The sequence below is a fragment of the Cupriavidus sp. UME77 genome, assembly GCF_014170355.1.
GTDB classification, from domain to species: domain Bacteria; phylum Pseudomonadota; class Gammaproteobacteria; order Burkholderiales; family Burkholderiaceae; genus Cupriavidus; species Cupriavidus basilensis.
Genome location: NZ_LZZU01000017.1, coordinates 73,765 through 89,894, shown reverse-complemented (window position 1 = coordinate 89,894; position 16,130 = coordinate 73,765). Strand labels below are relative to the sequence as shown.

General features: G+C 64.7%; 18 protein-coding genes. 7 read left to right on the top strand and 11 right to left on the bottom strand.

Annotation, left to right across the window (positions count from 1 at the left end; all coding sequences use genetic code 11):
• The 5 genes from A9975_RS07415 to ybiB all read left to right on the top strand — a co-directional run.
• Positions 1-632 (top strand): ANTAR domain-containing response regulator (locus tag A9975_RS07415; protein ID WP_255503101.1); only part of this gene is annotated, 632 nt, incomplete at its 5' end.
• A 359-nt stretch (positions 633-991) separates the two neighbouring features.
• Entirely contained in the window at positions 992-2,311 is a 1,320-nt protein-coding gene (locus A9975_RS07410; protein ID WP_183032053.1) for a CmpA/NrtA family ABC transporter substrate-binding protein, read from the top strand.
• 85 nt (positions 2,312-2,396) lie between these two features.
• Positions 2,397-3,335 carry a nitrate ABC transporter permease gene (gene ntrB / locus A9975_RS07405; protein WP_183032052.1) on the top strand — a complete coding sequence of 313 codons (939 nt, stop codon included), beginning with the start codon at positions 2,397-2,399 and terminating at the stop codon, positions 3,333-3,335.
• Between the two features lie 44 nt (positions 3,336-3,379).
• Positions 3,380-4,183: an ABC transporter ATP-binding protein gene (locus tag A9975_RS07400; RefSeq protein ID WP_183032051.1), complete on the top strand. Its 804-nt coding sequence runs from the start codon at positions 3,380-3,382 to the stop codon at positions 4,181-4,183.
• Between the two features lie 126 nt (positions 4,184-4,309).
• On the top strand, positions 4,310-5,329 hold the full coding sequence (gene ybiB / locus A9975_RS07395) for a DNA-binding protein YbiB (RefSeq protein ID WP_183032050.1): 1,020 nt from the start codon (positions 4,310-4,312) through the stop codon (positions 5,327-5,329).
• Positions 5,330-5,353: 24 nt separating this feature from the next.
• On the opposite strand, the gene A9975_RS07390 is transcribed toward ybiB, so the two are convergent.
• Positions 5,354-6,229, bottom strand: a complete 876-nt coding sequence (locus A9975_RS07390; RefSeq protein WP_183032049.1) for a pirin family protein — start codon at positions 6,227-6,229, stop codon at positions 5,354-5,356.
• 397 nt (positions 6,230-6,626) lie between these two features.
• Here A9975_RS07390 and rpoH point away from each other — a divergent pair, with 397 nt between their 5' ends.
• Positions 6,627-7,523 (top strand): RNA polymerase sigma factor RpoH, encoded by an 897-nt coding sequence (gene rpoH / locus A9975_RS07385; RefSeq protein WP_220810654.1) that lies wholly within the window; start codon positions 6,627-6,629, stop codon positions 7,521-7,523.
• A gap of 88 nt (positions 7,524-7,611) precedes the next feature.
• Here the strand turns inward: rpoH and A9975_RS07380 are convergent, their stop codons facing one another.
• The 5 genes from A9975_RS07380 to A9975_RS07360 all read right to left on the bottom strand — a co-directional run bounded on the left by A9975_RS07380 (position 7,612) and on the right by A9975_RS07360 (position 11,968).
• A complete protein-coding gene (locus A9975_RS07380; protein WP_043343379.1) occupies positions 7,612-8,238 on the bottom strand; it encodes an SCO family protein in 627 nt (208 codons plus the stop codon).
• Positions 8,239-8,395: 157 nt separating this feature from the next.
• The gene (locus A9975_RS07375; protein WP_183032048.1) at positions 8,396-9,331 is read right to left on the bottom strand and encodes a heme o synthase; all 936 of its coding nucleotides are present in this window, start codon (positions 9,329-9,331) and stop codon (positions 8,396-8,398) included.
• Positions 9,328-10,431 (bottom strand): heme A synthase, encoded by a 1,104-nt coding sequence (locus A9975_RS07370; RefSeq protein WP_183032047.1) that lies wholly within the window; start codon positions 10,429-10,431, stop codon positions 9,328-9,330. The genes A9975_RS07375 and A9975_RS07370 overlap by 4 nt, the downstream gene beginning before the upstream one ends.
• Positions 10,432-10,438: 7 nt before the next feature.
• Entirely contained in the window at positions 10,439-11,095 is a 657-nt protein-coding gene (locus tag A9975_RS07365) for a cytochrome C oxidase subunit I (protein WP_150989709.1), read from the bottom strand.
• 111 nt (positions 11,096-11,206) lie between these two features.
• Positions 11,207-11,968, bottom strand: coding sequence for an SURF1 family protein (locus tag A9975_RS07360; protein ID WP_183032046.1), 762 nt, complete (start codon positions 11,966-11,968; stop codon positions 11,207-11,209).
• A gap of 78 nt (positions 11,969-12,046) precedes the next feature.
• On the opposite strand from A9975_RS07360, the gene A9975_RS07355 reads away from it, so the two are divergent.
• Entirely contained in the window at positions 12,047-12,256 is a 210-nt protein-coding gene (locus A9975_RS07355) for a twin transmembrane helix small protein (protein ID WP_006159466.1), read from the top strand.
• Between the two features lie 161 nt (positions 12,257-12,417).
• Here the strand turns inward: A9975_RS07355 and A9975_RS07350 are convergent, their stop codons facing one another.
• The 5 genes from A9975_RS07350 to ctaD form a co-directional block, all read right to left on the bottom strand.
• Complete coding sequence (locus A9975_RS07350) at positions 12,418-13,278, bottom strand: cytochrome c oxidase subunit 3 (protein WP_006159467.1); 861 nt, start codon at positions 13,276-13,278, stop codon at positions 12,418-12,420.
• A gap of 136 nt (positions 13,279-13,414) precedes the next feature.
• Positions 13,415-13,627, bottom strand: a complete 213-nt coding sequence (locus A9975_RS07345; RefSeq protein ID WP_035861042.1) for a DUF2970 domain-containing protein — start codon at positions 13,625-13,627, stop codon at positions 13,415-13,417.
• A 34-nt stretch (positions 13,628-13,661) separates the two neighbouring features.
• The gene (locus A9975_RS07340; RefSeq protein WP_150989703.1) at positions 13,662-14,276 is read right to left on the bottom strand and encodes a cytochrome c oxidase assembly protein; all 615 of its coding nucleotides are present in this window, start codon (positions 14,274-14,276) and stop codon (positions 13,662-13,664) included.
• Between the two features lie 17 nt (positions 14,277-14,293).
• A complete protein-coding gene (locus A9975_RS07335) occupies positions 14,294-14,425 on the bottom strand; it encodes a cytochrome oxidase small assembly protein (protein ID WP_006159470.1) in 132 nt (43 codons plus the stop codon).
• Positions 14,426-14,502: 77 nt separating this feature from the next.
• Positions 14,503-16,107: a cytochrome c oxidase subunit I gene (gene ctaD, locus A9975_RS07330; protein ID WP_150989700.1), complete on the bottom strand. Its 1,605-nt coding sequence runs from the start codon at positions 16,105-16,107 to the stop codon at positions 14,503-14,505.
• Positions 16,108-16,130: the final 23 nt, after the last annotated feature.

Sequence of the window (16,130 nt, the reverse complement as noted above, 5' to 3'; positions counted from 1 at the left end):
GCCCCACCCCGACGAGTCCTGCCAGCCCCGCGCCCGCCGCGTCGGGTTCACGCGCGCTGCGCATTTTGCTGGTGCGCGATCCGCATGACGAGGATCCGCTCAATATCGAGACGATCCGTGCCGGGCTTGTGTCTGCGGGCTTCACGGACATCGAAACGGTGGACGCCGACCTGCGGCTGCCCGACGCAATCGCCGCGCGGCAGCCGGACCTGATCATCATCGCCTCGGAGTCCGCCGCGCGCGATACGGTCGAGCATGTATGCGTGTCAACCCAGCACGCGCCGCGCCCCATCGTGCTCTTCACGGACAACGACGACGCCCAGCGCATCAAGGCCGCGCTGAGCGCAGGGATCACCGCCTACATCGTCGACGGCCTGCGCGCCGAGCGCGTCAAGACCGTGTTGGATGTGGCCTATGCGCGCTTCGAACTGGACCAGGAACTGCGCGCGGAGCTTGATGCCACGCGGCTGCAGCTGGCCGAACGCAAGGAAGTGGAGCGTGCCAAGGGCCTGCTGATGAAGGAGCGCGGCATGACCGAGGACGAGGCTTACAAGCGGCTGCGCAGCATGGCGATGGAGCGCGGCATCAAGCTCGTCGAGGCGGCGCGGCGGGTCATCGATGTGATGAGCTAAGCCCTGCACAAACCATGCTCGGGCGCCGCGATGTGCCCCGCACGCGCTTGGTGCAATGCACAAGGATGGCGCGACCGCATCACCTTTCACGCACTGGCAGCGCACGGACGCCGCTTCGGCGCGCCCTCTTCTGGCTCCTTGCCCACGCTCGCTGGCAGTCAGACCCCGACAACAGCCCTCCCGACCCTTGGCACGCGGCTTGCGTAATCGAAGCATCGGCCGACGACGGCCGATCACATACCGATGTGCGCCGCCAACGACGGCCGCGCCGCATCACGGGACAACGGCGTCCTGACCTGCCCCCGCATTTCTGGCGAAAGCGGAGCAGTTCAGGACGCTTTTTATTTGGAGCCGTGCCAATGCCCTCTCGCCTGAAGATTGCCAAGTCGCTGCATGCAGCAGTTGCCACCGACGCCAGCACCACGGGAGCCGATGCGGTGCCCGCCAGCAACGGACGGCGCCGCGCCCTGGCTACCATCGCCGGCGCCAGCGTGATCACCCTGGTCGATCCCCTGGTACGCGCTGGCGCATGGGCGGCAGGCTCCGACGCGCCGGAAAAACCGGAAGTGCGGATCGGCTTCATCCCGCTGACGGACTGCGCCTCGGTCGTGATGGCCGGCACGCTCGGCTTCGACAAAAAATACGGCATCAAGATCACCCCCACCAAGGAAGCCTCCTGGGCCGGCGTGCGCGACAAGCTCGTCAATGGCGAACTCGATGCGGCGCATGTGCTGTACGGGCTGATCTATGGCGTGCAGCTTGGCATTGGCGGCCCCAAGAAAGACATGGCGGTGCTGATGAACCTGAACCACAACGGCCAGGCCATCACGCTGTCATCCAAGCTGGCGGAGAAAGGCGTCAAGGACGGCGCCAGCCTGAAGGCGCTGATGATGAAGGAAAAGCGCGAGTACACCTTCGCCCAGACCTTCCCCACCGGCACCCACGCCATGTGGCTGTACTACTGGCTGGCCGCCAACGGCATCAACCCGATGCAGGACGCCAAGGCCATCACCGTGCCGCCGCCGCAGATGGTGGCCAACATGCGCGTGGGCAACATGGACGGCTTCTGCGTGGGCGAGCCGTGGGGCGCGCGCGCCATCGCCGACAAGATCGGCTTTACCGCAGAAACCACGCAGGCGATCTGGAAGGATCACCCGGAAAAGACCCTGGGCACCACGGCAGAGTTCGTGCAGAAGTATCCCAACACGGCACGCGCGATGGTGGCCGCCGTGCTCGACGCCTCGAAGTACATCGACGCATCGGCCTCCAACCGCCGCAAGACCGCCGAGACCATTGCCGCCAAGTCCTACGTCAACACCGACATGGACATCATCCTGGATCGCATGCTGGGCCGCTATAGCAACGGCCTGGGCAAAACCTGGGACGACCCGGACTCGATGAAGTTCTACCAGGACGGCGCCGCCAACTATCCCTTCCTCTCCGACGGCATGTGGTTCCTCACGCAGCAAAAGCGCTGGGGCCTGCTCAAGGACCACCCTGACTACCTGGAGGTGGCGAAGAAGGTCAATCGCATCGACATCTACAAACAGGCCGCTGCGGCCGCGCAGGTGCCGCTGCCCAAGAGCGACTTCCGTACCGCGAAGCTGATCGACGGCGTGGTGTGGGATGCCAGCAAGGACCCCAAGGCCTATGCCGACGGTTTCAAGATCAAGGCCTGAAGCGCACGCGCCCCGGCGTGATTCCGATTTTGATTGCCGCTTGAACGCCGGCGTGGCGACGCGCCGGCCACCGAAGGAGCCAGACGTGAATGCACTAGCCCAGCCTGCCCCGCATGCCGCCAACCAAGCCGCGCCTGCCGATGCCGGCACCAATGCCGAGGTTGCCGTGGTTGGCGACCAGCAAGCCCATGAACGCGCCGAGCGCCGCGCGCTCGCCGCGCAAGCCGAGGCCCGCCGCGCGGCGCGGCGCGACGCCATCACCGCCGTGGTGCTCAAGGTGATGCCGCCGGTAGCAGGCTTTGCGCTGTTCCTGTTGATGTGGCACGGCATCGCCACCATGATCCCCGCCATCCCCACCCCGGCCGCCACCTGGCATGCCGCCGTGCCGCTGTTCACCGACCCGTTCTACCGCAACGGCCCCAATGACCAGGGCATCGGCTGGAACGTGCTGGCATCGCTGGCACGCGTGGCGGCAGGCTTCGGGCTGGCCGCATTGATCGGCATCCCGGCCGGCTTCGCGCTGGGCCGCTTCGCCTTTCTCAACGCGATGATGGCGCCCATCATCAGCCTGCTGCGCCCGGTCTCGCCGCTGGCCTGGCTGCCCATTGGCCTGCTGCTGTTCAAGTCGGCAAACCCGGCGGCGATCTGGGCCATCTTCATCTGCTCGATCTGGCCGATGGTGATCAATACCGCGGTGGGCGTGACCCGTGTGCCGCAGGACTACCTGAATGTGGCGCGCGTGCTCGACCTTTCCGAATGGAAGGTATTCACCCGCGTGCTGCTGCCCGCCGTGCTGCCGTACATGCTCACCGGCGTGCGGCTGTCCATCGGTACCGCCTGGCTGGTGATCGTGGCCGCGGAAATGCTCACTGGCGGCACCGGCATCGGCTTCTGGCTGTGGGACGAGTGGAACAACCTGAAGGTGGAACATATCGTCATCGCGATCTTCATCATCGGCACGGTCGGGCTGCTGCTCGAATACGCGCTGCTCAGCCTGGCCAAGCGCTTCAGCTACGGCAACTAAGGCGCCAAGTCGCTAACCGCGCCCTGGCGCCCAAGGAGAAGCTCATGGAAAAGTTCGTCCGTATCGAGAATGTCGGGCAGACCTTCAAGACCAAGAAGGGGCCGTTCGTCGCCCTGCGCGATGTCAACCTGACCATCGCAAGCGGCGAGTTCATTACGCTGATCGGCCATTCGGGCTGTGGCAAGTCCACCTTGCTCAACCTGCTTGCCGGGCTGGACCGGCCCAGCGCCGGCGCGCTGATCTGCGCCGAGCGCGAGATCGCAGGCCCCGGCCCGGATCGGGCGGTGGTGTTCCAGAACCATTCGCTGCTGCCCTGGCTGACCTGTTTCGACAATGTCTATCTTGGCGTGGAGCGCGTGTTCGGCGCCAGCGAGAACAAGGCGCAGTTGAAGGCCCGCACGCACGGCACGCTGGCCCTGGTTGGCCTGACGCATGCCGAAGCCAAGTATCCGCAGGAGATCTCGGGCGGCATGAAGCAGCGCGTGGGCATCGCCCGGGCGCTGGCCATGGAGCCCAAGGTGCTACTGATGGACGAGCCCTTCGGCGCGCTGGATGCGCTCACCCGCGCGCACCTGCAGGACGAACTGATCAAGATCGTGGCGAAGACGCGCAGCACGGTGGTGATGGTGACCCACGACGTGGATGAAGCGGTGCTGCTGGCCGACCGCATCGTCATGATGACCAACGGCCCCGCGGCCACCATCGGCGAAGTGCTGAAGGTGGATCTGCCGCGGCCACGCGAACGCATGGCGCTGGCCGAGGACAAGGATTACCACGCATACCGCACGGCAGTGCTGGACTTCCTGTACCGCAAGCAGCGCAATCCCGCCCTGAAGGAAGCCGCCTGAGCGAGGGCCGTGACGGGCCGGCCACTGCCGTGGCGGGGGCGAGGCCGAGCCGGCATTGCGGCTGTCATGGGCACGGCCGGCCCGCTCCGCTATCATGGACTTCAAACCACATAGTCCGAACCCGCCATGACCACCACGCCTACGCCCCCCGCAGCCCCCGCCGCCCCTGCTTTCGCTGCCGCGAAGTACATCAAGGAAATCGGTCGGGGCGTCAACGGCGCCCGCGCGCTGCCGCGCGAAGATGCCCAGGCGCTGTTCGATGCGATGCTGGCAGGCCGCGTGGCCGATATCGAGCTGGGCGCGGTGCTGATGGCCTATCGCATCAAGGGCGAGGCCCCGCACGAGCTGGCCGGGATGCTCGATGCCGCGCACGCGCATTGCCTGCCGCTGGCCGGCCCGGCGGACCGCGTCGTGGTGTCAATCCCCAGCTATAACGGCGCGCGCAAGCAGCCCAACCTGGTGCCGCTGCTGGCGCTGCTGCTGGCGCGCGAGGGCATTCCGGTGCTGGTGCACGGCTCCCGCCAATTCAACGGGCGCGTCACCAGCATCTCGCTATTCGAGGCGCTGGGCATCGTGCCTTGCAGTTCCGTGGCGCAGGCCGAATCCCAGTTGCGCGGCAAGGATGCCCAGCCCGGCCCGCTGGCGGTGCTGCCGATCGACGTGCTGTCGCCAGCGCTGGCGCGGATGCTGGACAAGCGCATGCAGATCGGCTTGCGCAACTCCGCGCATACGGTGGTCAAGATGTTGCAGCCTGTGGGCGCGCACAGCCCGGCCGAGGCGCTGCGGCTGTATAGCTACACCCACCCCGAGTACCGCGAAACCCTGACCGATTATTTCTCGCGCGAGCCCGCCAATGTGCTGCTGGCGCGAGGCACCGAGGGCGAGGTGGTGGCGGACGCCCGGCGCAACAGCCGCATCGACTGGCTGCACGACGGACATCAGCGCACCTTGGTCGACCCGACATCGGGCTCCATCGTTGAAGTGCCGGAATTGCCGCCCGGCAGTGACGTGGACCAGACCGCGGCATGGATCCGCCTCGTGCTGGACGGCAAGGCGCCTGTGCCTGCCCCGATCGCCACGCAGATCGACGCCATCCGCGACTGCCTGCAGCAAGGCACGCGCGTGGCTTGGGCCAGCCCGGTCTGAGCGTGGCCCGCCAGGCAGGCGCCTTTAGCGCTTGCGCTGTGGCAGCGGAATGCGATCGCTCTCGCCCGGCACGCGCGGGAACTGGTCATCTTCCCAGCGCTGGGAGGCTGCTTCGATCGCTTCCTTGGTGCTGGCAACGAAATTCCAGAAAATAAAGCGATGGCCATCGGTCGGGTCGCCGCCGAGCAGCATCACGCGCGACGCCACCTGCGCCGTCAACGTCACCGGCTGGCCCGGCACCAGGACCGCCAGGTGCCGCTCGGGCAACACTTCGCCGTCCAGGGCAATGGTGCCGTCCACCGGGTAGATGCCGCGCTCGGCGTGCTCCGCCGGAATCTCCAGGCTGGCGCCCGCCTCGAGCTCAATGGCCACGTAGAGCGTGCGGCTGAACACCTTCACCGGCGCCTCGGCGCCAAACGCATCGCCCGCAATCACCGTCATGCGTACGCCAGGGCGCTCCAGCTTGGGCAGCGTCGCGGCCGGATGGTGATGAAAGGACGGCTCGACGTTCTCGTGCTCCTTGGGCAGCGCCACCCAGGTCTGGATACCATGCAGGCGCGGCCCGGCATCGCGGGCGGACTGGGGCGAGCGCTCAGAGTGCGCGATGCCGTTGCCAGCCGTCATCCAGTTCACGTCGCCCGGCCTGATGACCTGTTTGCTGCCCAGGCTGTCGTGGTGCAGGATCTCGCCCTCGAACAGGTAGGTGACCGTGGCCAGGCCGATGTGGGGATGCGGGCGCACATCGGCGCCTTCTCCGGGCGGCATGGCCACCGGGCCCATGTGGTCGAAGAAGATGAATGGGCCGACAGTCTGGGTTGCCGCGGCGGGCAGCAGACGGCTCACGGCAAAGTCGCCGAGGTCACGGGTGTGCGGCTTTAACAAGTGCTCTATAACAGACATGATGGTCCCCGGTTTGGTCGATGCTGGCGCTCAGCATCACTGAGACAAATGAAAAGAGTGTAGCTGCTAGAGAAACACAGCATCTCAACGGGCGACAGAACCGGCAGGGGCATCGGCCCTCTAATCATTGTCGGATCGTTCGCGTACCCGCGTGAGATAGTGGCCTCGTCACATCCTGCAAGATGCTGGACCAAAATACTATGTAGAAGAACCATTCGATTACCAGGAACTATCAACCCTATTGGCACTCCAACTTAGCAGTCCCCCGGCTTGAGTGCTAATATGTGTTGCAATGCAGTGCGAAACCCCGAAAAGGGCCGCACACGCGGGCAACCCACCCGCCGGATGCGAAAGGAGCTATCGAGTGAACGCAGTCCTATCTGCTGACCAAACCCAAATGACCAACCGTCTGCCTGCGGTGCCACAGGGCGCCGGGACGTTTGCGCTGACCTTTCCCGGAACGCTGGGAAATATCGACAGCTATATCCAGGCTGTCCACCGTATTCCCCTGCTTACCCCCGAGGAAGAGCAGCGGCTCGCGCGCGAGTTGCGCGAGCACGACTCCGTCGATGCGGCGCGCCGCATGGTGCTGTCGCACCTGCGCCTGGTGGTGTCCATCGCCCGCCAGTACCTCGGCTATGGCCTGCCCCACGCAGACCTGATTCAGGAAGGCAATATCGGCCTGATGAAGGCCGTGAAGCGCTTCGACCCGGATCAGGGCGTGCGGCTGGTGTCGTATGCGATGCACTGGATCAAGGCCGAGATCCACGAATACGTGCTGAAGAACTGGCGCATGGTCAAGGTGGCTACCACCAAGGCCCAGCGCAAGCTGTTCTTCAACCTGCGCAGCCACAAGCAGGGTGCCCATACCTTCACGCCGGAACAGATCGACGCGGTTGCGCGCGAGCTGAACGTCAAGCCGGAAGAAGTGATGGAGATGGAAACCCGCCTGTCGGGCGGCGACCTGGCGCTCGAAGGGCAGATCGACGATGGCGAAGAAGACTTCGCGCCCATCGCCTACCTGGCCGACAACCACAACGAGCCCACCCGCGTGATCGAGGCGCAGCGCCACGACCGCCTGCAAGTGCAAGGCCTGGAAGAAGCGCTGTCCAAGCTCGACGACCGTAGCCGCCGCATCATCGAGGCACGCTGGCTGCAGGTCAACGACGACGGCTCGGGCGGCTCGACGCTGCACGAACTGGCTGACGAATTCGGCGTCTCCGCCGAACGCATCCGCCAGATCGAAACCGCGGCGATGAAGAAGATGAAGGGTGCGCTGCAGGCCTTTGCCTAAGGCTTAAGCGCGCCAGAAGTAGAACAGGGCCGGTCTCGCGACCGGCCCTGTTTTATTTTGCCCGCCGGCTTCGCGCCGGCGGCTCGCCTCAGGACAGCAGTTGCTTGAGGTCATGCACGATCGGCTCCGGCCCCTGGCCGTGGCGGATAAACAAGCGCAGCTTGCCGCTCGGGTCGAACACATAGCTGCCCGCCGAGTGATCCATGGTGTAGTTGTTCGGGGACGTGCCCGGCACCTTGGCGTAGAACACCTTGAAGTCCTTCGCCACCTTCTGCAGCGCGGCATCGTCGGCCGGACGCATGCCCAGGAAGCGCGGATCGAAGGCCGGCACATACTGCGCCAGCAGCGCCTGCGTATCGCGCTCCGGATCCACCGTAACGAACAACACCTGCACCTTGTCGGCATCCGGCCCCAGTTGTTCCATCACCGCCTTGAGCTCGGCCATGGTGGTCGGGCACACGTCAGGGCAATGCGTATAGCCGAAGAACATCACTACCGCCTTGCCCTTGAAGTCGCCAATGGAGCGCACCTTGCCGTTGTGGTCGGTAAGGACGAAGTCCTTGCCGAACTCACTGCCGCCGGTGATATCGACGTTCTTGAAAGAAGCCTTCTGCTGGCCGCATGCCGCCAGCAGCAGCGCGCACAGGGCCAGCAGGCAAAACCGGCGGAAGGCCGCGAAGGTGGGGAGGGAGCCTGAAGGGAAGTGGTTTGGCATGCGAGTTCGGGTGGTGTTGGCGAGCCGGCGCCGCCCGGCAGGCGGCTGGACGCGACAAGGTCACATTAACAGATGACACGCAGTATCGCCGATCGAGGCTGCCACGCGCGCAGGCCGCGACAAGATGCCGCAAGCCTGCGGGGCCTGCAAGCACCGCTCAGGCCTGCGGCAGGAACTTGAAGTAGTGATCGACCAGCAGCGCGGCGAACAGCAGCGAGAGATACAGGATCGAGAAGCGGAAGGTGCGTTGCGCCAGCGCGTCCGAGTAGTTGCGATACATCTTCCACGAGTAGGCCAGGAACCCGCCCCCCAGGATCAGCGCGGCCGCCAGGTAGATATAGCCGCACATGCCGTACACGAACGGCAGCAGCGTGGCCGCGATCATGATCAGCGTGTACAGCAGGATATGCAGCAGCGTAAAGCGCTCGCCATGCGTCACCGGCAGCATCGGCAGGCCGGACTTGGCGTAGTCGGCGCGGCGATACAGGGCCAGGGCCCAGAAGTGCGGCGGTGTCCACGTGAAGATGATCAGCACCAGAAACCACGCTTCGGCCGGCAGGTCGCCCGCGACCGCCGCCCAGCCAAGCGCCGGCGGCATGGCGCCGGACAGGCCGCCGATGACAATGTTCTGCGGCGTGGCCGGCTTGAGCAGGATGGTGTACACCACGGCGTAGCCAACGAAGGTGGCCACGGTCAGCCACATGGTCAGGTCGTTGGTGTAGACGTGCAGCAGCCACATCCCTGCCGCGCCCAGCACCGCGGAGAACACCAGCGTCTGGATGGTGGTGATCTCGCCGGTGGCCGACGGGCGCCACGCGGTGCGGCGCATCAGCGCATCAACCTTCTGCTCCACCAGGCAGTTGATGGCGAAAGCGGCACCCGCCAACAGCCAGATGCCGGCGGCGCCGCCAATCAGCACCGGCCACGGCACCATGCCGGGCGTGGCGAGGAACATGCCGATGATGGCGCAGAAGACGGCAAGCTGCGTCACCCGAGGCTTGGTCAGGGCGGCGTACTGGCGCATCAGGTGGCGAACGCGTCCGAGGGGATGTGTGTGGGTAGCTGTAACCACTGGGGAGTTCTTGTCTTTCATGTGGCGCGCGCGGCGGCCGGCACGTCGGTAGCAATGTCAGCGGACCGGGCCGCGAACCCTATATTGTAGTTGAGGCGAACCAGGAGCAGCAGCAAGACCGCCGCGCCGCCGTTATGCGCCACCGCGGCGCCCAGCGGCCAGTCGAACACGATGTTCGACAGGCCGGTGGCCAGTTGCAGCGCCAGAAAGCCCAGCAACCAGCCCGCGCTGCGCGCAAGGCCGCCGTGGCGGCGTGCCTGCAGCCCGAACCAGGCCAGGAAAGCCAGCACAACGAAGGCAAAACCGCGATGCACCCAATGGATCGCCACCAGGGCCGAGTGCGGGATGTAGTCGCCGTCGGCGGTCATGCCGAGCTGGCGCCACAACGTAAAGCCGTGGTGGAAGTCCATGTCCGGCACGAGTTGGCCGTTGCACAGCGGAAAGTCGGTACACGCCAGCACAGCATAGTTAGTGCTCACCCAGCCGCCCAGGAAGATCTGCAGCACCAGGAAGGCCAGCGCGATGCGCGCCGGCCAGCGCAGCCCGGCCGCCTGCGGCGCCACCCGCAAGGGTGGATCGTTGCGCGAGCCCAGCCAGATCAACGCTGCCAGCAGGCTCATGCCAAGCATCAGGTGCGTGACCACGATGATGGGCTGCAGCTTGAGCGTAACCGTAAAGGCCCCGAACGCGCCCTGCACGCACACCAGCAGCAACACCCCGGTGGCGAACCAGGGCGACTGCTTGAGTTCGCGCCGCTTGACCCAGGCCAGCACCATCAGCGTGATGATCAGCACGCCGACCGCCATGGCGAAGTAGCGGTGGACCATCTCGATCCACGCCTTGGTAATGGTCACGGGTCCGCTGGGCAGGGCCGTCTCGGCGGCACGGATAGGCTCCTGCGCCGCGTGCGGGTTGGAGTGGCCATAGCAGCCCGGCCAGTCAGGACAGCCCAGGCCGGAGTCCGTCAGCCGCGTGAAGCTGCCGAACATGATCAGGTCCAGCGTCAGGAAGGCGGTGATCCAGACTAGCTTGCGGTACTTGTTGCGGTCCCCTTTGACCAGTACATAGCTCAAGGGGAACAGGGCGATCAGGACGCCGATGATGGCGAGTTGGAGCAGCATGCGCGCCTCACCCGATGTGAGAGTACTTGAGCAGCTTCTTCAGGTCGGAGCTCATCTTCTTGGGGTCCGGCTCCTTGGGGAAGCGCATCATCAGGTTGCCCAGCGGGTCGATCAGGAACAGGCTGTCCTCGATCCGGGCACCCGGTTCCGCCGGCAGCCATTTCTGCATGGCCTCGCGGTTGGCGCGCAGGAAGCGCACACCGGCATAGGGCTCGTTGTAGGCAGCCGACAGGCGGGAATCGATCGGGCCGTCGTCACTGATCAGCCACACGGGCACGATGCGCTCGCGGTCCTGGCCCTGCCCCGCGCGGATCTGGCGGATGGTGAACAGTTTCTTGGCGCAGGCTTCGTCGCACGCCGCGCCATCCGCCGTCACCAGCAGCCACTTGCCCTTGAAACTATCCAGCGGCACGGACTCGGCACGCTCGTTGCCGATCTGTAGCGCGGGCATGGGGCGCTGCGGCTCGATCAGCGTGCCGTAGTTGGTGGAACCGCCCGCGGGCTTGAACACGTAGTACGTCAGGTAGGAAGCGATGACGGGCGAAGCGCACACCAGCAGCAGCAGCAGCATCTGGATGCGGCCGCGACGGGTGCGGGCGTCGATGCGCGAGTCTTGCGGCGCGGCGCGGGCGGCCTGGGCCGAAGCGGGATCTGGCTGTTGCATAGTGTTTCGTCTGTCTGTCGTCTGTCTGTCGTTAGGGGTGGTTGCGCTCATCTGACCGCAACGCGCCGCTGTGGTTCGTGGGGGTAATACGGGTGCCACCCGCGAGAATGCTCAAGCCGTCATGCGGGCAGCGCGCCGCCAGCTCAACGCCACCAGCAGCACCAGGGTCAGCGCCGCCAGCCCGAACCACTGAAAGGCATAACCATAGTGGCGATCCGCGCCGATGTCCGCTGGCGCCCAGTCGCGCGCCAGCCCGTCGCCGTTGTCGTTGCGCTGTTCCAGCACAAAGGGCTGCAGGGGCACACCAAGCTCCGCGGCATAAGCGGCGAGATCGACATTCTGGCGGATCCTCTGGCCGGCCTCGGCATTCGCGCCCCGGCCCAGGCTGAAGACCCTGGGCACGGTCGCCAGCGCGGTGCCGTCCAGCTCCACCTCGCCTTGCGGCGTCGGGAACGGCGCAATATGGGTGCGATCCTGCGCATCGCGCGGCAGCCAGCCGCGCAGCACCAGCACGGCCGGCGCGGCCGCGTCTCCCCCGGCAACCCGCAGCGGCGTCAGCACCATGAATCCGGCACGGCTATCGGTGCCGTTGCCGTGGGGGCGATTGTCCAGCAAAACCGTATGCGCTGCATCGAAGCGCCCGCGCACGTGCACGCGACGCTCCGACAGCGCGCCATCCAGCAGGCTGCGCCCGATCTCCAGCGGCGGCTGGGCAGCCAGCGCTTCAAGGCGCGCGGCCCGCGCCACTTTTTCATGGGCCCGATTCAGCTGCCAGTTGCCCAAGGCACAGGTGACTGCGATCACCACCAGCGCGGCGATGGTGGGCAGCGGGCTCAGTGCGCGCCACGGCTTCACGTGCGGCCTCCCTGGCATTTCCCGAGGGCGTTGCCACGCGCGCCGATGCGATAATGGCACTCTATCCCTAGCAGAACCCGCGCTTGCGGGCCCTCCATGCGCATCGTCATCCTCATCGCGTTCTTCCTCATCATCGGTAGCCTGGCCTCCGCCCTGTTCTTCATGATGCGCGACCGCGGCAGGACGCCAAACATGATGCGCTCGCTGATGTTCCGGGTCGGCTTCTCGGTGGCCCTGTTCGTCTTCATCCTGTTCTCGCACTGGATGGGATGGATACAGAGCACGGGCATCCGCATGGCGCCCTGAAGCCGGCGCGGCCCGGCTGCTCCAGGTTCAAACCACAAAAAACAAGCGCCGCAGGCTGGCTACTTCCCCTGCGGCGCTTGTTTTTTGTTGTTCCGCGCGAAGGAGGAGAATCTCCCCCGCGGTGCCGCCGGCGTGGCCGGCGGGCACTGCAATCGGGTGTCTTACAGCCAGTACACCACGATGTAGAGGAACAGCCACACCACGTCGACGAAGTGCCAGTACCAGGCGGCGCCTTCGAATGCGAAGTGATGGTCGGGCGTCAACTGGCCCTTGAGCACGCGCACCAGCACCACCGTCAGCATGATCGCGCCGAGCGTCACGTGGAAACCGTGGAAGCCGGTCAGCAGGAAGAAGGTGGAACCGTAGATGCCCGAGGTCAGCTTGAGGTTCAGCTCCGAATACGCGTGATGGTATTCGTACACCTGGAAGCACATGAAGACCGCGCCCAGCAGGATGGTCAGCACCAGGCCCTGAATCAGCTGGCTGCGCTTGTTGGCCAGCAGCGCATGGTGCGCCCAGGTCAGCGTCACGCCGGACATCAGCAGCAAGGCGGTGTTGATCGTGGGGATCGGCCACGGGCCCATGGTCTGGAAGCTTTCCACGACACCGGCCGGTCCGAGGTTCGGCCATACGGCGGCGAAATCGGGCCACAGGATCTTGTTGTTCAGGTCGCCGAGCCACGGCATGGCAATGTTGCGGGCGTAGAACAGCGCGCCGAAGAACGCCGCGAAGAACATCACCTCGGAGAAGATGAACCAGCCCATCGACCAGCGGAAGGACAGGTCGATGTTCTTGCCGTACTTGCCCGTCTCGGATTCGTTGATCGCCTCGCCGAACCAGCTCTTGAGCACGAACAGGAACCACAGCAGGCCCAGGCCGCACAGGTAGGGCCCCCAGGTCTGCCCGTTTACCCAGCCAGCAGCACCCCCAGCCGTCAGCAGCAAGCCAAAGCTAGCCGTGATCGGATGGCGCGAGGGGCCCGGTACGAAGTAGTACGGAGCGTTTGCGCGGTTCGCACTCATTCTTTTTTCTCCAGCTCAGAGTCTCTGATTCAGTAATCGTTATCCGCACATCCAGCCCTGACGGGGCCGGCGGCATGCTTTTGCCCTGCTCTTTTTACTTACTCCTGCCCTGCCCCGTGCTTTGCGCTGCGTGGCCTCACCCTACCACCACACGCACGACCGTGATCAGCACCGCGATCAGGATGGCTACCCCGATCAGGCCGGCAATGATCACATGGACCGGGTTGAGCTGTGCCATGTCGCGCTCATGCTCGCTGCCCTTGCGCAGGCCGATAAACGACCAGAACACCGCGCGCAGCGTCTGCGCAAATGACAGCTTGCGCTTGACCGCGTCCTTCATCTCATCCACGGCTTTCCCCCTGCAACCTGCCTCGCCTGCAAACTCAAATGCCCTTGCCCGCGCCTGCTGGCTGCGCGTCGAGGGGACCTTGTGGCGCTTGCGCCACCGGCGTCCCGATCTCGAAGAAGGTATAGGACAGCGTAATGTTCTTCACGTCTTTCGGCAGGTCCGGATCGATCACGAACACAACCGGCATCTCGCGTGCTTCCTTCGCCTTCAGCGTCTGCTCCTTGAAGCAGAAGCACTCGATCTTCTTGAAATACTGCGTGGCTAGCTTGGGCAGGTAGCTCGGGATGGCCTGCGCCGAGATATCGCGTGCCTGGCCGTTCGCCACTTCGTAGACGATGGTGGTCATCTCGCCCGGGTGCACTTCCATGCTGCTCTTGACCGGACGGAAGGCAAAGGGCCCGCGCGCATTGGAGTCGAACTCGACCGTGATCGTACGGGTTTTGTCCACCTGCGTGTTCTTGACCTGGCCACCGTACAGGTCGCGCGTGGTCACCACGTTCAGGCCGGTGATCTCGCAGATCTTCTTGTACAGCGGCACCAGCGCGTAGCCAAACGAGAACATCAACGCCACCACCACCAACAGCCGCAGCATCATTCCGCGGTTGAACTTCTTGTCGGTGGCATTGCTTGACTGCTGGTTCGCGCTCATCTCAATACCCTGCAGCTTCAGCCGAGAAAGATCATCTTGGCGAAGAAACCCAAAAAGAAAACCATCACGATCGAGAAAAGGATCAGGCCGAGACGACGATTGGAGGCCTTGCGGTCTGCCTGCGATGGACTTTTGTTTGGATCCTGCATAACACCTTGCTTGCGTGGCGCGGAAGGACGGGCAGTGCCCATCCTTCCGTGCTTATTGCGGCTTGCCTGACTGCGGCTTACTTGACTTGCGGCGGCACTTCAAAGGTGTGGAACGGGGCCGGCGACGGCACGGTCCATTCCAGGCCCTCTGCGCCATCCCAAGGCTTGTCCCCGGCTGCCTTGCCGCCACGGTAGGACGGCAGCACCACGAAGAAGAAGAAATACACCTGCATCAGGCCGAAGCCCAGTGCGCCGATCGATGCAATCGCGTTGAAATCCGCGAACTGGGTCGGGTAATCGGCATAGCGACGCGGCATGCCGGCCAGGCCCAGGAAGTGCATCGGGAAGAAGGTGATGTTGAAGAAAATCATCGAGCCCCAGAAGTGGATCTGGCCGCGGGTTTCGTTGTACATGAAACCGCTCCACTTCGGACCCCAGTAGTAGAAGCCCGAGAACATCGCGAACAGCGAGCCCGCCACCAGCACGTAGTGGAAGTGGGCAACGATGAAGTAGGTATCCTGCAACTGGATGTCGATCGGGGCCACTGCCGGCATCAGGCCGGTGAAGCCACCGATGGTGAACACGAAGATGAAGCCGATCGCGAACAGCATCGGGGTCTCGAAGGTCATCGAGCCACGCCACATGGTGGCGATCCAGTTGAAGATCTTCACGGCCGTCGGCACCGCGATCAGCATGGTGGCGTACATGAAGAACAGCTGGCCGGTCACGGGCATGCCGGTCGTGAACATGTGGTGAGCCCACACGATGAACGACAGGATGGCGATCGAAGCGGTCGCGTACACCATCGAGCTATAGCCGAACAGGCGCTTGCGGGCGAAGGTCGGCACGACGTGCGAGACGATCCCGAACGCCGGCAAGATCATGATGTAGACCTCGGGGTGGCCGAAGAACCAGAAGATGTGCTGGTACATCACCGGGTCGCCGCCGCCGGCAGCCGAGAAGAAGCTCGTGCCGAAGTGACGGTCGGTCAGCACCATGGTGATGGCGCCAGCCAGCACCGGCATCACGGCGATCAGCAGGTAGGCGGTGATCAGCCAGGTCCAGCAGAACATCGGCATCTTCATCAGCGTCATGCCGGGTGCGCGCATATTGAGCACCGTGACGATGATGTTGATCGAGCCCATGATCGACGACGCGCCCATGATGTGCATGGCGAAAATCGCCATGTCCATGCCGGGGCCCATCTGCACCGACAGCGGCGCGTACAGGGTCCAGCCGGCGGCGGTGGCGCCGCCTGGTGCGAAGAACGACAGCACCAGCAGCAGCGCTGCCGGGGGCATCAGCCAGAAGCTGAAGTTGTTCATCCGCGCGAACGCCATGTCGGACGCGCCGATCTGCAGCGGGATCATCCAGTTGGCAAAGCCGACGAAGGCCGGCATGATCGCGCCGAACACCATGATCAGGCCGTGCATGGTGGTGAACTGGTTGAACAGTTCCGGGCGGAAGAACTGCAAGCCCGGCTCGAACAGTTCGAGACGGATCAGCAGTGCCAGCGCGCCGCCAGACAGCAGCATGGTGAACGAGAACAGCAGGTACAGCGTACCGATGTCCTTGTGGTTGGTGGCAAACAGCCAACGGCGCCAGCCATGCGGTTGATCGTGGTGATCGTCATGCGCGTGGTCGTGCGGGTGGGCGAGCGCGTCCGGGGTAGCAGTACTCATCGCGAAAACTCCTGAAATCCTGT